This window comes from Ignavibacteriales bacterium, assembly GCA_020635255.1.
Classification (GTDB): Bacteria; Bacteroidota; Ignavibacteria; order Tepidaquicellales; family Tepidaquicellaceae; genus JAEYVS01.
Genome location: JACKAC010000001.1, coordinates 1,129,809 through 1,147,727 on the forward strand (window position 1 = coordinate 1,129,809; position 17,919 = coordinate 1,147,727).

Genomic DNA, 17,919 nt, shown 5'->3' on the forward strand with positions numbered 1-17,919 from the left:
TTTCCTTAAAGATAATTCATTTTTTAACACTTTTGACTTAACGGAGGATTAAATGAAGTTTTTATACAAATTCATACTTATCTGGGCAATTATTTCGTCGGCATCTTTTGCGCAAACCCTGGTGAATACTTACCCTTTTCCCAGTAGTACGGTTAATAATTCATTCTGGGGAATAACAGACCTTAACGACACACTCTTCGTAGCCAGCGATAATAACGGCGCTATTTATAGAGTTTCAAAAGTTGATGGTTCTATAATTGGCGGAAGCATCATGCCGCCTTCAACGATTAATTTCAATCACGGTCTCAGCTGGGACGGATCCGGTTTCTGGGTGGCTCGTTCTGCTAGTGGTGTAACAAGAAGGTTCTATAAGATAAATTTACTTGGAGCCGTAGTTGATTCGATCACCATCCCGACCCTATGGGGAAATTCAACTATCGGGCTCGGCGGTATAGACATTCACGGAACCGATATGTGGTTCTCGGTTTACTATCCCGACTTTGCTTCGTATCCGTTTACATACGCTTACAAGTTAGACCTTAATACAAAAGCTATAACTGATACAATACCTCTGAGAGGAAAACAACCCCAGGGCATCGCTGTAAAAGGCGACACGATATTTTACGTTAACGACAACTTCCAGGGCGAACCTGAAAGAATATACGCCTATAGCATTTCACTCGGCGATACGATATTCTCTTTCCCGGCTCCTGATCCGGATGGCGATTGCGATCCGAGAGGACTGCATTGGGACGGACAATATCTCTGGCATATAGCAAGAAGTGTCGGACCGCTTACAACAAGAACGTTGTATAAGTACCAGCTTGGAGGATCCGGAAATCCGATCATCCATACCTCGGTGGATTCATTATCATTTGGAAATGTAGTCATTGGGCAGAGTTCTAACCTTGCGCTTAACATTGCAAATAACGGGACAGCCCCGCTCATCATAACAAATTTTAATATTTCAAACCCGGCGTTTACTATTGCGCCTAATTCACTGCCGGATACTATTGCCCCTTCGGGTAATGCTAATTACAACGTGACATTCAGCCCGAGTGCGTTTGGTAATACACCGGCTACTTTACAGATATCGAGCAATGATATCGGTACACCGGTCGAGACGGTTGGTCTAAGAGGTGTTGGTGTTTATACCGGTGGACACATTACAACTGTTACTAATTATGACTACGGTAACAGGCGCGTCAATTCGCTCTGCGGATATACGTTTGAGGTTGAAAACCAGGGCGGGGGTGTTATTCAGATATATTCTATCGACACGGAAACGGAAAGATTCCATTTTGATAGTACCGGAATTACTTTTCCTATTAGTATAAACCCGCTTGATAAGGCTTCATTCAGGATATGGTTTAATCCCAATTCTGCGGCAACATTCTCAGATTCGGTAACAATAACTTCCAATTCGACAAACGCACCTTCTTACAAGTTTTCTATTTCTGGTACTGGTGATGCCACGCCTACAGACCTTGGTGATATTCTATGGCAGGGTATAAATCCTGACAACCCGAACACCAGCTTTAATGACATTCAGCCGACAAGTATGAAGTATATAAGTGATGTAAATGGTGATGGTGTGTATGATCTGCTTGTTGCAACAGAAAACTATCTGACTATATGTTACAATGGAAATTCATCGGTTACTGCAGATATACTCTGGATATTCAATACTCACTTTGGAACGATAAATACGGGCTCTGTCGATTGGCAGGATGCCGTCCAGACAATTCAGGACATTGACAATGACGGAATTGAGGATGTTATTATCGGGTGCACGGGCGGAAATGAAATGGTCTATGCGATCTCTGGCAGAACAGGACAGAAGCTCTGGGAATATGGTAATCCTTCTACTACAGATGACGGTGACATCATGGGAGTAAGAACCGATTACGATTATAATAACGACGGACATAAGGACGTTCTTATATCAGCCAGTGGTTCCGGTATGGGTGCCGGACGTCATGCGGCAATATGTGTTAACGGACTCAACGGCGCTGTTATTTTTAATACTACACAATCCAGCGAATTCACATGGGATGTGGTTGCTACGGAAGAGGGAGGTGCGATCGCACTTTCCAATAACGGCGGACCATATTCTGTTAACGGATTCAACACATCCGGTATTGTTTCCTGGAATTACGGTGTTACCGGCGCAGTGTGGAATATGAGAGAGATCAACGACATTAATGGCGATAACGTGAAGGACATTATTGGATTCTATGGTTTTAGCGGTAGTATTTTTGCCATAGATGGCTCAAACGGTGCTCAGCTGTGGACAGATGGTTTAGGTAATAGCAATAATGGAAACTTTGCCATTCTTCCTGATCTCGATGGAAACGGATTTTCTGATTTCACTTTATCCGGTCCTCAGTCGGTATTCAGAAAGGATACTAAAACCGATTCTACTCAATGGATATACAGTCCAAATAGTTCATACATAAGAGGTATTGCTTCCATTGACGACGTAAACGGTGATTCTGTTTCAGACATAGCGGTTATTACGCAATTGCCTCCTAGAGTAATAGTACTCGATGGTGCAAAAGGCTCTGTGCTCTTTGATTACTCTCTCGGTAGTTCTATCAATCAGCGCGGGGACAGGATATCTGCGCTTCCTGATCTCGATAATAACCATAGCAACGAATTTGTTGCCGGTTCAAGGGACGGAAGAGTTATCTGTTTCTCCGGCGGACCGGATGGAACGGTAGGTATACAGCCGGTTTCAAACGTTATACCGGAAAAATATTCTTTATATCAAAATTACCCTAACCCGTTCAATCCGAGCACGCTTATCAAGTTCGATATACCAAAGAATGCTTTGGTAAAATTAAAAGTATATGATATACTTGGAAGGGAAGTCGCGAAACTTGTGAATACTGATCTCCTTGCTGGTAGTTATGAGTTCTCGTTTAACGGCTCTAACTTTGCGAGCGGTGTTTATTTCTACACTCTCGAAGCAGGTGATTTTAAACAAACGAAAAAAATGTTGTTGGTGAAATAAGTGAAAAGTTTTATTAATAAAAAAGCATCCCTTAACAAGGATGCTTTTTTATTTTATAGTTGAATTTATTGCAACTAATATTTATATTATTTCCAATCTACACTATCACTAGTTTTTTTTAAACTAAGCAATTGATCTATCAGGTCGTACTAAATTAAAATCTGTAATTCTATTACGGAATTTTATAAACTTAAAATTTCAGGAGGTTTCCTATGAGAAATTTTTTCCTGCAGTGCATCGCTATATCTTTTTTCGTTTCAATTCTTTCTGTTAATTCCTGGGCTCAGAACTCTGGCCGGGGTATTGATTTTCCAATTCAACTCCCGAGTAACAATGACTTTGATTTTATACTTGCAAGTGAAGGCTGGACAGGTTTTGATCTGACCGGTGATACTGAGGGGTATCAAAAAATATTGTTAGCTATTCATCCGGGTAGGACTTTGAGTGATGTTCTCAGTATAGGAACATATAATCACGGTGTTTTTACTCCGAAGTTATCTTTAAATAGTGACGGTAGTGCTTTCTTCGACAGTGGTATAGAGGTAAATGGTGAAGTTGATGCGTCAGATCTATCTGCGCAGAATATCACAGTTACTGGAAATAGTAACTTTGGAGAAAGTATCAGTTTAAACGGTTCCCTTACCGGAGCCAATGGCTATACTCTTAAACTAAAAACAATTGATAATGATGATTGGGGAATTGAATTTAAAACTAACATTAGTGATAATACCCTTTTTCAGGGAATGGGATTGAGAATTAAAGACAATGCGGGTAATGGCTTCTATATCAGGGATATTGTTTCTGGTGCAATTAGAATGGCTGTATTAAATGGGAATGTTGGGATCGGTACCTCAAGTCCTTCGTATAAGCTCGATGTTAATGGGTCAGTTAATGCTACCGATATAAAGGTAAATGGAAATTCAATTGTCAGTAACCTATGGACGTCTGTACCTGGAGGCATTGCTTATAATGGAAATGTTAGTGTTGGAGAAAGACTTAATCTAAGTAGTTCTCTTACCGGAAGTAATGGATATACACTTAAGCTAAATTTATTAGGTGACGACAACTGGGGACTTGAATATAAATCTTCGATAAGTGATAATTTGTTCGATGGAATGGGCATAAGAATATATGACACAGGAACAAATGGGTTTTATATCCGTGATGCAAATTCTGGAAATATGAGATTCGTTATACAAAATGGAAATGTCGGTATTGGTACTACCAATCCTACCACTAAATTATCTGTCAATGGTCACATTAGAGCCAAAGAAGTTACTGTAGAAACAGGATGGTCCGATTTTGTATTTTATGACAATTATAATTTAATGCCTCTTTCAGAAGTCGAGCAGTTTGTAAAGGAAAATAAACACCTTCCTGAAATTCCATCGCAAAGTGAAGTTGAAGAAAATGGTGTTCAATTAGGCGAGATATCGTCTAAACTTTTACAGAAAGTCGAGGAGTTAACCTTGTACGTTATTGAGCAAGACAAAAGAATCGAAAAACTTGAGAAAGAAAATAAGGAATTGAATGAAAAGCTGAAGGAGGAGTGAAATGAAAAGAAAATGTATTTTGAGTTTACTACTAGTAGTATGTATTCTTTCATTGGGCAATGATCTATATTCTCAAAAAAGAGAATTTAGAGTTAAACCTGGCGCTATTGAGATTGAAGAACTAAGGACGTTTAATTCAAAGACCTTCAAAAATCCTGATGGAACAAGAACAGTTGCTATATCAACTGGTAATTTGCACAAACTTGACCAGTCAACGCATAAGTTAATTGATCTGGAGTTAGATGGCTCAAAGAAAGATATTGATCCCATTACGGCAGAAGTCAATGGACCCATAGAAGCTGGAGTAAGATTGAATAGTAGTGTTTACAGTAGGGTTCCATTTAATAATGCTGGATTAACTTCAAATGGAATTGAAAGGTGTTATAAGGATTGGCCACTTAGTATTATTCCTCCGGGGGTCAATGTGACAGATGCATATTTTACTCTCGATCCAATACCAACAATTTACAGTACAAGCTTTAAGGTAAATTCAATGGAAGAGGACCCTTTTCCTGTTACTACATCTGCGGAAACAATTTATAACGATATTGGAAATCAAAATAGCAGTGGAGTTACATATTTTGAAGGCTCCTTTACAAATGAGGATGAAATCTTTGTTCAAGGGGATGCCAACTTTATTGCAAAAATAGAGACTGAGATAAATAATCCCTTTCCTTATGTAGCGATAGGTATTAAAGTTAATAATGAGAGTTCCCAAAATGATTATATATCTTTGCGTACTGCGACAATTCTATATATAACTTACGATCCAATTCAGATTCCTGAATATCAATTGGTGGTGTATGATACATTTATCTCATCAACTTTGGGATATACAGATGTGAGACAAATGACCCTAGTAAATGCTGGTACTCATGGTCAGGACATGATTGTGAAGTTCACAGTTTTGGATCAACCATCGTGGTTATCTGTTACTCCATCTCAAATAACTTTACCTAATAATGGTCCTCATGACGTTAGTGTTAATTATCTCCAGAATAACTATACAATGCAATATAGATCCGCTATTATTAAGACTGAAACTCTTAGTCCTCCGCCTGCATTTGTTTTGGGAGGTATCCATTATAGTTTTGTAACTCAAGATCCCGTTCATTTTTATACTCATCATGCTTCTTTAGAAGATTATCATTATTATGGCGGGATAGAGCAGATAGAAGTTTTAACTGCTGCTGCCTATGCAATCCAAGAAAATTATAATGTTACCTCAAACGATTCGTGGTTAATTCCTGATATTAATAGCGGTATTACTCATTTGGACAACATAAATCTCACAATACTGCCTAATAATACATTTTCACAAAGAACTGGTAGTATTACAATTAGCGGTACTAATATTGTCCCACATGAGGTTTTTGTTACACAAGAAGGCATTCCCGCAACAGTTACTTTACCTGATGACGAGATTTCGGGTTTGCAGGAGTATTATGCCTCTGATTGGATTATAACAAATGTATTCAATGTCGGAACCGGCGGTAATGTAGAAAATCTAACACTAGGAGCTGGAAACTATGTTAACCTCAAGCCGGGTTTCCATGCATATCCAACAGGCTCAAATAAATTCAGAGCATATATTTTGTCTTCTCAACTTGATAATATTTCCTCTAAGCCTGTTTCGACTAAATCGCTTACTTATGGAAAGAATACGGTTGAGGAAGGTGATAAAATTGAGAGCATTGAACTTCCTTCTGATTTCGAGATCTCTCAAAATTATCCCAATCCCTTTAACCCTGTTACAACCATAAAATATGCTTTACCGGTTGATTCCAGGGTTTCGATCAAAATATATGATATGCTTGGTAGAGAAGTGGCAACTCTTGTAAATGATGATAAACAAGCTGGATACTACCAGGTAAGGTTTGACGCAAGTAATATCGCCAGTGGTATCTATTTCTATCGCATAATTGCTGGGGATTATGTTAAATCTTATAAGATGGTCATTGTGAAATAAGAATTTTAGAAGCTCCAAAATGTATTGTTAAGGCGTGAAATACACTTTTCACGCCTTTTTTATTTCATATAGATTCTTTAAATTTTCTTTAGGTTATTAATTAAATAACGGCTTATGAAGTACCTTATACTTACTCTGGCAATCTTTTTAACCGCTTCAGTTTTATACCCGCAGAGCAGGGGATTGGAATTTGGAGATATCCTGTGGCAGTTTCAGGTTCCCGATAATCCGGGTACCTCTTTTCAGGATAAACAAATAAAAAGCTTAAAACAAATGCCTGATGTGACAGGTGACGGAATAAACGAGGTCATCGTTGCAACGGGAAATTACTGGACGATCTGTTTGAATGGTTCTAACGGTGATACATTATGGAAGTTCAGCACGCACTTCGGTACAATAAATACCGGTTCTGTGGACTGGGAAAATGCTGTCAATATTGCCGATCTCGAAGGCGACGGTACTTATGACGTTGTCATCGGCTGTGCCGGCGGCAATGAAATGGTTTACGCGCTCAATGGACTTACCGGTGCGCTTAAATGGTCTTATGGAAGCCCCACTACGACAAACGATGGTGATATCGAGGCAATAAGCATCAAATATGATTTTAATGGGGATAGTAAAAAAGATGTTCTTGTCTCTGCCAGCGGTGTTACAAACGGAGGACGCCATGCCGCGATATGTCTTGATGCCGTAACCGGTGGTGTCATCTTCAATGTTACACAACCCGAGCCTTTTACAGACGATGCGATTGCGACGGAGTCCGGCGGTGCAATTGGCGTAAGTAATAACGGCTCGCCTTACGGAGTGAACGGGCTGACAACTAACGGCGGAAGTGCGTGGAATTACGGATCACCCGGGAATGTATGGAGCTTACTCGAAATTCCCGATATTAATAATGATAGTGGAAAGGATATACTAGGTCTTTGTGGATTCAGCGGACAGATATTTGCTATAACGGGTGATGCCGGTGCGCAGATATGGACCGGTTCGCTCGGTTCGAGTAATAATGGAAAAATAATACTTCTCGATGACGCAGACAATAACGGCTTTGCTGACTTTACATTATCGGCTCCGCAGGTCGCGTACAGAATTGACACTAAAACAAAAAATATAATATGGTCTAACTCGCTGAGCTCATCTTATACAAGAGGCGTGGCAAATCCGGGGGATCTTAATAACGATAATATAGATGAGGTTGTAATAGCTACACAAACCCCTCCACGTTTGGTTGTGCTTAATGGTGTAAACGGTGGGATACTTTTTAATTACAGCTTTGGTGCAGGTATTAATCAAAGGGGAGACAGAGCGGAAGTACTCGATGACATCGATACTAATGGCATCAATGAATTCCTCGGTGGAAATAGGGAAGGACGCGTGATCTGTTTTTATGGCGGTAATGGGATAATAAGCAGTGTCGATCCTGTATCTTCCGTACCGTCTGATTTTACGTTGTATCAAAATTACCCGAACCCTTTCAATCCATCTACGGTCATTAAATTCTCTCTTCCCGAAAATTCGGATGTTTCTTTAAAAGTATTTGATATGCTTGGCAGAGAAGTATCTACGATAGTGAGCTCGCCTCTGTCAGCCGGTGTGCATGAGTTTTCCTTTGAAGGTGATAATATTGCTGGTGGAGTGTATTTCTACACATTGCAGGCAGGAGATTTCAGACAGACAAAAAAAATGCTTTTGGTTAAATAATTGTAAGTTTTCATACTAAGAAAAAGGTATCTTATTAACTTAATATAAGATGCCTTTTTTCATTAGGTTAAATTTTTGTGTCATTTAATAAATTAATATTTAGTATGTTTATGGTGGTAATCTTAACACGGGAAATTTAAAAACGGGACTGTAGTGGGGGCTTTATTCGATTTATTGGGAGAAATATAACCATTTCTTTGGTATTTCTGGTAGTATTCTTATCTGCGGCTGATATCCATTCGCGCGCAAAAGTATCTTTTCCTCAAAAAATCTTTGTACCTCCGGATACACTTGAAGAGGGTTTTCTGTCTGACGAATCATTTACGATCGGGTCGGGAGTTTCTTTTTTTATAGATAATACTGGTAACTCTCGTAGAAGTCTTATTGGTTACTACGGTACGGTCAGTGCCGAAAAAAAATTCTTTGGCAATTTCCTCATTTCCGCAGGAATAGACGGATATACAATACCAAAATCGGAAACTAAACTCATCGGAAATATTAATATGAACGTTATCTATGGTATTCCGCTGGGCGATAGGATAACTATTGGTCTGATGAGCGGATTGTTTACCGGGTTTATACAGCGAAAAAATTCCAGCGGTATAAATTCGGGCGGTTTGATGGGCATGACCATACGCTACAAAATAAACAAGAAGTATGAGACCGGTATAGTATTTAAATATCCCTTTTTTACAGAGTCAAAGGGTATTGTGCTTACGAACGCATTTTTTTCGTTTTAAATTTACCTTTCTATATACTTTCATAGAATAATTCCCTTATCATTCCTATCTTTGCAATATGAAAAAAGTCCTTGCCATAATAGGTCCCACTGCATCGGGTAAGACCCAGATTGGGGTGGAAACCGCAAAACTACTTGATGGCGAGATAATTTCTGCTGATTCAAGACAGGTATATAAACATTTCCCCATAGCTTCTGCGATCCCATCCGAAAAAGAACGGGAGGGTATTCCACATCATTTCATGGAGGAACTCAATCTGAACGAAGAATTTAATGCCGGAGACTTCGGTAGAATGGGCAGGGAGCTTATTAATCGGATCTTCGAGAGTGGAAAACAACCCATTATTGTAGGGGGAAGCGGGCTTTACATTCGATCTCTTATCGACGGGCTTTTTGATGATGACGAAGACCCCGCAACCAAAGAGGAAGGTAGTAAGGAGATTCGTGATAAACTTTATGAGAGGCTCAAAGAGAAAGGCAAAGAGTTTCTCTATAACGAACTGAAAGAGATAGACAAGATCGCCGCCGCTACAATGCTCCCCACAAATTTCAAACGCGTTATACGAGCGCTGGAGATATATTATGCCACCGGGAAAAAGATCTCCGACCTCCACAAAAATAAAATTGAAGTTGACTTTAAGACCCTGCAGGTTGGGCTTATGTGGGATAGAGCTGAACTATACAAACGCATAAACGAACGTGTTGATATGATGCTCGAAATGGGGCTCGTTGATGAGGTGAGACAGCTTAAAAATAATGGCTATAACCCCGTGCAATATAATTCACTTAATACCGTAGGAATAAAGGAGGTTTTTAGTTACTTAGATAACGAGACGACTCAGTCCGAGATGATAAGACTTATTAAACAAAATTCCCGCCGATATGCCAAAAGACAAATGACCTGGTTTAGGAAAGATAAACGCATAAACTGGGTAAACCTTTCCCATGATTCAGACATCAAACGTGTAGCGGGTGAAGTGGTTACGCTCTTTGAAAATTTTAATCCTGAAAAATGAAAGTGAAACTTGGTCACATCGAATTATTTGTCAAAAACCCCTCTGAATCAAAGAAATTCTATATGGACGTACTTGGATTTAAACTGGTTGAGGTCCAGGGCGATGGCAATTTTGTCTGGCTGTGCTCAGGTGAATCGGTATTTTTATTACGTCCCGGTAAAGGCGCAAAAAGGGGAGTCGATTACCAATCTTCATCTTCCGGGCTGGTCATCTATACTGATGATCTTCCTGCATCGAAGGAACAAATGGAGTCAAAGGGGCTTGAATTTAAAGGCACCGACGGCTCCGAAAACTGCCTTACTTTCACGGATCCTGATGGAAACTGGTTTCAGCTTGTAAATCCGGAAGACCATTAAAAGGATTAAAATTTCACAACTTTTATACCCAATTTACCGTATATCCATTAAAATCCCGCTTTCTGTTACTATTATTCGGTTTCAAAGCAAAAAGCTAAATTATGCGAAAATTTTACCCCATATACATAATTATATTCATTTGCCTGTCCTTATTTTACGTAAGCACTTTTGCCCAGGAAAGCAAAGAGGGATTTCCTACGATCGATGGTAAGATTGAACCGGGTGAGTGGGATGACGCTACAGTTTTTGATAATTTTTATATGATGATTCCCAGAAGCGATGAAAAATACTATGATAGCACCATTGTTTACATCAAACAATCATCGACCGCGCTCTACTTTGCATTCAAGTATTATCCTAAAGGAAAGGTCATCTCGAAATCCCTTACACGTGATAGGAGTACGGAGGACGAAAACGAATTCTTTATTTTGCTCGATTTGGAAAATAAACGGCAGAATGGGTATATATTCGTATTCAGCTTCCTGAATAACCAGAGAGACCAGCTCGTATATAACCAGCGTAATAAATCTTCCGAATGGGATTGGAAATGGTACGTACAGTCAACCATTTATAAAGAGGCAAAGAATGGCGAGCCGGGATATATTGAGACTGAGGTCATGATACCGGTCGACCGTTTGCAGAATAAGAATAAAAAGAAGATCGGAATAGATTTACAGTTATTTGCTTATAAACCCGATGGTGGATACTACTATTATTCCTTGGTTCCTAATTCACAGCTCCTTTCAGTAGAAGAAATGTATGAGTTCACTCTTAAACAGCCATTTGAGGAGAAGCTGGATGTAAAGTTCGAAGCGGTTCCGTACCTGAGGGCTGATGCATTTAATGACTCGACTGCAAATGCGCAGTTCGGCGGTGAATTTAATATGAGCATCGACAAACATAAGCTGAAAGGCACGTATCAGACGGACGAATCAACGCTCGAGGCTGATCCGTTCACGTTCAATTTTAATCGCAGTACGACTTTCCTTGAGGAGAGGAGACCCTTCTTCAGCAAGGACCTCGATCTATACAGCTCTCCGATAAACCTGTTCTATACCCGTTCTATTAAGGACATTCTATATGGATTTAATTACACTTACCGGAGCGACAGGCTCAAAGGCGGTGCTATCTTTGTACAGGAGGATCAAAATCTAAGCGGCAGGGATAGAAAGGTGCTTTTCATGCGTCCTTTCTATGAGACGAATGAGTTTAAAATAGGCTCGATGTTTATTTACTCGGATAATGCCACTTCCGATTATAATGAAAAAATTATTAGCGGTGATTTCTTTTACCGCTTCCCTCAGAACAGGTTTAGGTTCGGCGGGCAGTTCGCGCACAGTAATAGTTCTCAATCGGGCACGGACAATAGTGGTAACTCCATGGAACTTTACGGCTATTACCAGTACAATGATAACGGCGGACCTTACGCGGATTATGGATACAGCAGGACGGATGACGGATTCCGTGCGTCCACGTCTTTTAATAGTCAGACAGGCTTATTAAGCGATTATGAAAATTATTATCTTTCCGGTGGGTACAACTTCGTTTTCGATAGAAAGTATTTCACCGACATGAACTTTAATGGTGGCTATTCAAAGGGCAACGCGATTTCCGATGGGTATGTTTACTATAATCAGTTTTACACTAATAGCAATGTTAAGGTTGCTGAATGGCTCAGGTTAAATCAATACTTTGAATATAATAGACCTAATGATTTTGACGAAACAGGACAGCTTATTACAAGGACAAACACGCTGCAGGAGTATAGTGCCTCATTCTTTTTCGGAACTAACTATTTCAATGTCGGGTATTTCTTTGGTCCGTACTATGGTTCTTACCTGAAAAATCCGTATATGAATTTCAACGTTTTCTTCTTTGAAAAGGTCGGTTTCAGAGGGGGTATTCAATATATTGATGACGGATACAGCAAAGGTATGTTAATGAATACACGCCTTGATTACAGGGTGTTTGACAAGTTGTATCTGCGTTCATTCTTCCAGAGGGATAACATTAGCGACCAGTCGCTGTGGAATTTGCTCGCGCAGTACGAGTTCTTCGGCGGAAGCAACATTTACCTGGTCATTAACCTCATTGGCGACCATCTCCAGCAGACCAATAGATACTTTAAAGTATCCTACCAGTTCGATTTTTAAAAAAAAAGGTGGACAGAGTTTTCACCGTCCACCTAGATTAATGCCGGAAGAAATGATATTACTTCATTAAGACCATTTTCTTTGATTCGATAAAATTACCTGTTTCTATCTTATATATATAAACCCCGCTTGCCAGGTTTGATGCCCCAAATGTCACATTATATGAACCGGCTTGCTTGTATTCGCTTACCAATGAACCCACCTCTCTGCCCATTACATCATATACCTTAAGCATCACATTACCGGCTGCAGGTATCGAATAACTGATGCTTGTTACCGGGTTAAATGGATTCGGATAATTTTGGGATAATGAATATGATTCGGGTATTGAACCATTATTGTTTCCCGTGCTGGTAGGGGAGTCCCACTCGAATTTGAATGCCCTGTATGACAGCCTTGGTGAATCGAGTTTCATTTCAAGTGCTATCCTTCCATCAGGAGTTATTTCAGTTAATGTCGCGGATGTGGCTCCACCGGTACCCCATCCTATCAGCGTGTTTCCATTTTCAAGCCTTCTTACCGATCCCATAGCTGACCCGTATATTGTTGGAGTATTTTTATATTCCCACACTAGTGTTGCGGTTTTATTTATTTCATCCAGTTCGTACTCTACGGCTCTTGAAAACTGTGGAGAGTGATAGTTGCCATTATCGAAGAGCGTTATGTGACCATCGGCTAATCTTCGTATGTCATGCTGATGACTGAATTTCATGGTATCATTCATAAAAGTGAATTCATTATTCTGACCTCCCAATCTCCATATTATCGTACCCTTTGTTCGGTCTATCTTTGTGATCTCATCCATGTGTCTGCTGGAGATGAGCAGGTTCCCGTCTAGATCAGGTTCTATAGCATTACCGTGCACGTAATCTATATAATCCACTGTCATATCTTCGTGAGTTGCATCCGTTATTTGAAAGTGATCCCAGCTCCTCCATTGAAATACGACGTTTTTATTTTCATCCAGCTCCTGCACTACAAGTCCTACTACCCATGCGCTTGTGTCACCCCCAGGTACAATAAGACTCATGTTTATTATTTGGTTATCATACGACATTAAAAGAGCGTGACCGTTCGGGAGCAGTACCAGCTCATGACCATCGGTTGTATATCCGTTTCCGCATGTGAAGGAATCGATTATTTGGTATTGATCATTCATCTGGTAATATCTTGAGATAGCCGATTTATAAAATGTAAGAGTCCCGTCATATTGTTTTTTAAAATCTAAACAATTGTACTCCGTGCCCATCGAGTAGTATAAACTACCGTCATTATTTGCTATTATTAGGTATGGATCTGATTGGTTGAAACTTCCTAAAAAGATTTTTCCCGGCGAAGGATTATCTGAAATTGTAACAGTCAAATTAGGCGGATCGCCTCCCGGTCTGAGATTAAAAGGAGCTCTGAAGTTTTCTCCCAGTTCATCCCTAAAAGATTTTTCGCTATCGACGGATATCCTTGTCTTTTCGATTTGGAAACTGTAACTGAAATCCCTGCTGGAATTGTATTTTATCTGATTATTATTTGAACTTATATGAACTGTGACAGTCTCGTCCGTATTAAATGGGGTGTGAGGCTGGAATAATATCTTTTTCTTATCAGATGTGAATTTTATATCCCCTGTATGCATACCGCTTCTAGAACCGGTTACTATTATTCTGATGTCGGATAGGGAAGATTCACTTATCTGGGATTCAAGCCCGATGATGAGACCATTATATATACTGACGTATTTTGCGTCTGGTACCGGGTCGAGGTATATTACGTCCGGCTTTACCACAGAAGCACAACATAAGAAAACTAAGAGGGAAAGTGCTTTCATATTTTGGGAATTAAGGTTTTAAACTATTGGCTGTTTTCATTTTATTTATTCATTGTCACCAACAGCAAATTTACTGTTTTGTAACCTGTTTCCCCGGTAATTCTTAGACATGCTACTATTAGACGACAATATATCAATAATACTTACGGCAGTGTTTAGCTAGGATAAAAGGAAAGGTGGACAGTATTAATACTATCCACCTGTTGCTGCCGAAAGAAATTGATTACTTCATCAAGATCATTTTTTTGGATTCAGTAAAATTACCTGATTCTATCTTATAAATATAAACCCCGCTTGCTAGCTTAGATGTCCCGAAAGTCACATTGTATGATCCGGCTTGCTTATATCCGTTTACAAGTGATCCTACCTCTCGACCCATTATATCATATACCTTTAGTGTCACATTGCCCGCTACGGGAATCGAATAATCGATAGTCGTTATAGGGTTAAATGGATTCGGATAATTTTGTGATAAAGAATATGTATTTGGTATTGAACCGTTATTATTACCGACCGAGGTAGTGCTGTCCCAATCAAACTTATACGCCCGGTAGGAGACCATATCGTTGCTTAACTTCATTTCAAGTGTAATGTCTTTCTGCTGTGTGACCTCGGTAAGCGTTGGTGTTGTAAACCCCCAGCCTATCAAAGTATTCCCGTTGTCGAGCCTTTGAACGTATCCCATAGCTTTACCGTAAATGGTCGGCTCATTCCTGTATTCCCAGACCAATGTAGCAATTTTATTTACCTCGTCCAATGAATACTCGATTGCTCTTGAAAACTCTGGCGTGTGATAATTTCCGTTATCGAATAATGTAACGTTGCCGTTTGCTATTCTGCGTATAGCATGCTGGTGGCTAAATTGGATCGTATCATTTACAAAACTAAATTCATTATGCTTTCCGCCCAGCCTCCATATAATATCACCGGTATGCCTGTCGATCTTGGTTATTTCATCCATATGTCTGCATGATATCATAAGATTACCGTCTATATCCTCTTCGATGGCATTCCCATGAACGTAATCCAGAGTGCTTGCGGTAAAATTCAGATGTGTCGCATCAGTGATCTCAAAGTGATCCCAGCTCCTCCATTGAAATACCACGTCCTTATTTTCATCCAGCTCTTGTATTATAAGCCCCACAACAGATGCATTCGTATCACCTCCCGGAACAACAAGGCTCATATTTATATATTGAGCGTCGTATGCCATCAGTAATGCATGCCCGTTAGGCAGGAGTCTCAATTCGTGGAGGTCAGTTTCATACCCATTGCCGGTGGAAAATGAGTCGATCATAGTATAATTGTGATCGAGCTGATAAAACTTATTTTTTCTGTCTTCGAAATAGGTCAATGTACCGTTTGGTTGTACCTTAAAATCCATTCCTTCATAGACGAGAGGCTTTGCAAAATAAAATATACTGTTGTTTTCGGCTATAATGAGATATGATTCTGCATTAAAAAAATTGCTGAGAAATATCTTCCCGTGAGAAGGATTATTCGACTTTGTAACTTCGAGTTCAGGTAGATCGTTATCATCCCGTCGAAACGGAGCCCTGTAATTATCCCCAAGTTCGCTTCTCAAAGTATTATCGGTATTCCATCTTCTTCTGGACTTTTCAGTGTAAAAGGAATATGAGAAATCTTTCGAGGAATTGTATTCTATTACACTGGAGTTAGAACTGATCGTGACCGTCACAATTTCATCTTGTACAAAGGGTCTTTCCTGTGTCCAGAGTATTTTCCTTTTGTCAGTTGTAAGTCTTAATGTGCCTGTCTGTAAACCGCTTTTAGTCCCGGATACTTTTACAGTGAGGGTGTTAAATGTTTCATCCGTAAGAGCTTTATCTAGACCTATGATCAGGTTATTATTGATGTTTACATACCTTGCATCCGGCAGTGGGTCAAGATAAACTACATTAGCCCTTGCAGCAAGTGATATTAAAAATAATATCAAAAGGGTAAATTGTTTCATCCTGGTTTAATTTTTAGTTATTTAATTAATACCATTTTTCTGGAAGCAGTATAGCTTCCTGCTTCCAGCTTATATAAATATACCCCACTTGCAAGATCTGATGCGTCGAATAAAATATTGTAATTTCCTGATAGTTTATAATGATTTAGTAATGTCTTTATTTCTCTTCCCAGCATATCGTAAACTTTAAGACTAACGTTTCCCGAAACAGGGATCGAAAACCCGATTGATGTTACCGGATTAAATGGATTAGGATAGTTTTGTGCAAGATGAAATTTATCTGCTATGGAATTATTACCGGGGATATTCGTTAGATTATCGACCTGTGCCTTGGATACTCTGTAAGTAAGAGACCCGGTCGGCAGTTTCATTTCCAGGCTTGTCGTTCCGCTTGGCGTTACTTCTGTTAGGGTAGGGGTTGTATATCCCCAGCCTATTAACGTGTTGCCGTTTTCTAGCCTCTGAACGGAGCCCATTGCGAATCCGTATATATCAGGTGTATGACGGTATTGCCATACCAGTGTAGCTTTCTTATTTATTTCATCTAGATGATATTCAACTGCCCTGGAAAATTGCGGTGAATGGAAATTACCATTATCGAATAAGGTTATATTTCCATTTGCAATCCTTCTTATATCATGCTGGTAAGTGAAATGCAGCGTATCATTAATGAATTCAAATTGATTATTTTTACCTCCCAGTCTCCAGATGATCTCGCCATTTGACCTGTTTATCTTTGTTATTTCATCCAGGTGACGGGATGATAAAAGCAAATTCTCGTCTGTGTCATAATCCAGAGCATTCCCGTGTACATAATCTATGGAATGTGCTGTCAGGTCCAGGTGTAATGCATCAGTGATCTCAAAGTGATCCCAGCTTCTCCATTGAAATACAACGTTTCCCTCTGGATCTATTTCCTGAATTACTAATCCGGTTACCTGAGCTGCTGTATCTCCGTTTGGGACTACAAGGCTCATGTTTATTATCTGCTGATCGTATGATAATAATAAAACGTTATGGGAAGGAGTGAAGATTATATCATGGAGATCTGTCGAGTAACCATTCCTGCAATAAAATGAATCTATGGGATTGAGACTGCTATCCAGTTGTATGAATTTATCATCTAGCTTACTATAATATGTATATGTGCCATCTTCATGCCTTTTAAAGTCATAGCAATTTGATAATAACTCTTCGGAGTAAAATAAACTTCCCGTGTTCTCAACCATCAATAAATACGAGGGAGTTATTGAGAATATACCCATCAGTATTTTTCCCGAAGATGGATTGTTTGATGTTATTACGGTTACTTCGGGGGGATCGGGATCCTTGTCCGTTTGAAAGGGAATATGATATTTGCCAAGCTCACTTTCCAAAGTGCTCTCGATACCTACTTTAATTCTTGATCTTTCTGTTTGAAACCTGTATGAGAAAGTTCTTGAATTATATAAACTAATCTGAGCAGTCCCTGAGTTCACAGAAACAGTAACGGTTTCATCCCCGGCAAATGGCTCGTCTTTTACCCAGATGATTTTTTTCTTATCTGTGGACAATTTAAGAGTGCCTCTAAGTAGTCCGCTCTTAGATCCGGTAACAGTAATTGAGATATTATTTAATTC

The 17,919-nt window shown here is 39.5% G+C and carries 11 protein-coding genes; 8 read left to right on the forward strand and 3 right to left on the reverse strand.

From position 1 onward, the window contains the following. The first annotated feature begins 52 nt into the window (after positions 1-52). The 8 genes from H6614_05115 (at position 53) to H6614_05150 (ending at position 12,503) form a co-directional block, all read left to right on the forward strand. Positions 53-3,016, forward strand: coding sequence for a choice-of-anchor D domain-containing protein (locus H6614_05115; GenBank protein ID MCB9243031.1), 2,964 nt, complete (start codon positions 53-55; stop codon positions 3,014-3,016). Positions 3,017-3,228: 212 nt separating this feature from the next. Next, positions 3,229-4,569, forward strand: a complete 1,341-nt coding sequence (locus tag H6614_05120; GenBank protein ID MCB9243032.1) for a TMF family protein — start codon at positions 3,229-3,231, stop codon at positions 4,567-4,569. Between the two features lies 1 nt (position 4,570). Beyond that, on the forward strand, positions 4,571-6,538 hold the full coding sequence (locus H6614_05125; protein MCB9243033.1) for a T9SS type A sorting domain-containing protein: 1,968 nt from the start codon (positions 4,571-4,573) through the stop codon (positions 6,536-6,538). Positions 6,539-6,652: 114 nt separating this feature from the next. Continuing rightward, a complete protein-coding gene (locus tag H6614_05130; protein MCB9243034.1) occupies positions 6,653-8,239 on the forward strand; it encodes a VCBS repeat-containing protein in 1,587 nt (528 codons plus the stop codon). A gap of 197 nt (positions 8,240-8,436) precedes the next feature. Continuing rightward, the gene (locus H6614_05135; protein MCB9243035.1) at positions 8,437-8,979 is read left to right on the forward strand and encodes a hypothetical protein; all 543 of its coding nucleotides are present in this window, start codon (positions 8,437-8,439) and stop codon (positions 8,977-8,979) included. Between the two features lie 58 nt (positions 8,980-9,037). Then, positions 9,038-9,994 (forward strand): tRNA (adenosine(37)-N6)-dimethylallyltransferase MiaA, encoded by a 957-nt coding sequence (gene miaA, locus H6614_05140; protein ID MCB9243036.1) that lies wholly within the window; start codon positions 9,038-9,040, stop codon positions 9,992-9,994. Beyond that, a complete protein-coding gene (locus tag H6614_05145) occupies positions 9,991-10,350 on the forward strand; it encodes a VOC family protein (GenBank protein MCB9243037.1) in 360 nt (119 codons plus the stop codon). The genes miaA and H6614_05145 overlap by 4 nt, the downstream gene beginning before the upstream one ends. Before the next feature lie 101 nt (positions 10,351-10,451). Further along, positions 10,452-12,503: a hypothetical protein gene (locus tag H6614_05150; GenBank protein MCB9243038.1), complete on the forward strand. Its 2,052-nt coding sequence runs from the start codon at positions 10,452-10,454 to the stop codon at positions 12,501-12,503. Between the two features lie 58 nt (positions 12,504-12,561). Here H6614_05150 and H6614_05155 read toward each other — a convergent pair whose 3' ends face one another. From H6614_05155 to H6614_05165, 3 genes are all read right to left on the reverse strand, one after another. Then, positions 12,562-14,325, reverse strand: coding sequence for an aryl-sulfate sulfotransferase (locus tag H6614_05155; protein MCB9243039.1), 1,764 nt, complete (start codon positions 14,323-14,325; stop codon positions 12,562-12,564). Between the two features lie 223 nt (positions 14,326-14,548). After that, positions 14,549-16,300 carry an aryl-sulfate sulfotransferase gene (locus H6614_05160; protein ID MCB9243040.1) on the reverse strand — a complete coding sequence of 584 codons (1,752 nt, stop codon included), beginning with the start codon at positions 16,298-16,300 and terminating at the stop codon, positions 14,549-14,551. Between the two features lie 17 nt (positions 16,301-16,317). After that, entirely contained in the window at positions 16,318-16,776 is a 459-nt protein-coding gene (locus tag H6614_05165) for a T9SS type A sorting domain-containing protein (protein ID MCB9243041.1), read from the reverse strand. Between the last annotated feature and the right edge of the window lie 1,143 nt (positions 16,777-17,919).

Bases quoted from the DNA above. Each gene is read 5' to 3' on its own strand.
- H6614_05160 (MCB9243040.1), bottom strand. From the start codon at position 16,300: ATGAAACAATTTACCCTTTTGATATTATTTTTAATATCACTTGCTGCA.
- H6614_05165 (MCB9243041.1), bottom strand. From the start codon at position 16,776: ATGGGCTCCGTTCAGAGGCTAGAAAACGGCAACACGTTAATAGGCTGG.
- H6614_05125 (MCB9243033.1), top strand. From the start codon at position 4,571: ATGAAAAGAAAATGTATTTTGAGTTTACTACTAGTAGTATGTATTCTT.
- H6614_05145 (MCB9243037.1), top strand. From the start codon at position 9,991: ATGAAAGTGAAACTTGGTCACATCGAATTATTTGTCAAAAACCCCTCT.
- H6614_05155 (MCB9243039.1), bottom strand. From the start codon at position 14,325: ATGAAAGCACTTTCCCTCTTAGTTTTCTTATGTTGTGCTTCTGTGGTA.
- H6614_05120 (MCB9243032.1), top strand. From the start codon at position 3,229: ATGAGAAATTTTTTCCTGCAGTGCATCGCTATATCTTTTTTCGTTTCA.
- miaA (MCB9243036.1), top strand. From the start codon at position 9,038: ATGAAAAAAGTCCTTGCCATAATAGGTCCCACTGCATCGGGTAAGACC.
- H6614_05130 (MCB9243034.1), top strand. From the start codon at position 6,653: ATGAAGTACCTTATACTTACTCTGGCAATCTTTTTAACCGCTTCAGTT.
- H6614_05150 (MCB9243038.1), top strand. From the start codon at position 10,452: ATGCGAAAATTTTACCCCATATACATAATTATATTCATTTGCCTGTCC.
- H6614_05115 (MCB9243031.1), top strand. From the start codon at position 53: ATGAAGTTTTTATACAAATTCATACTTATCTGGGCAATTATTTCGTCG.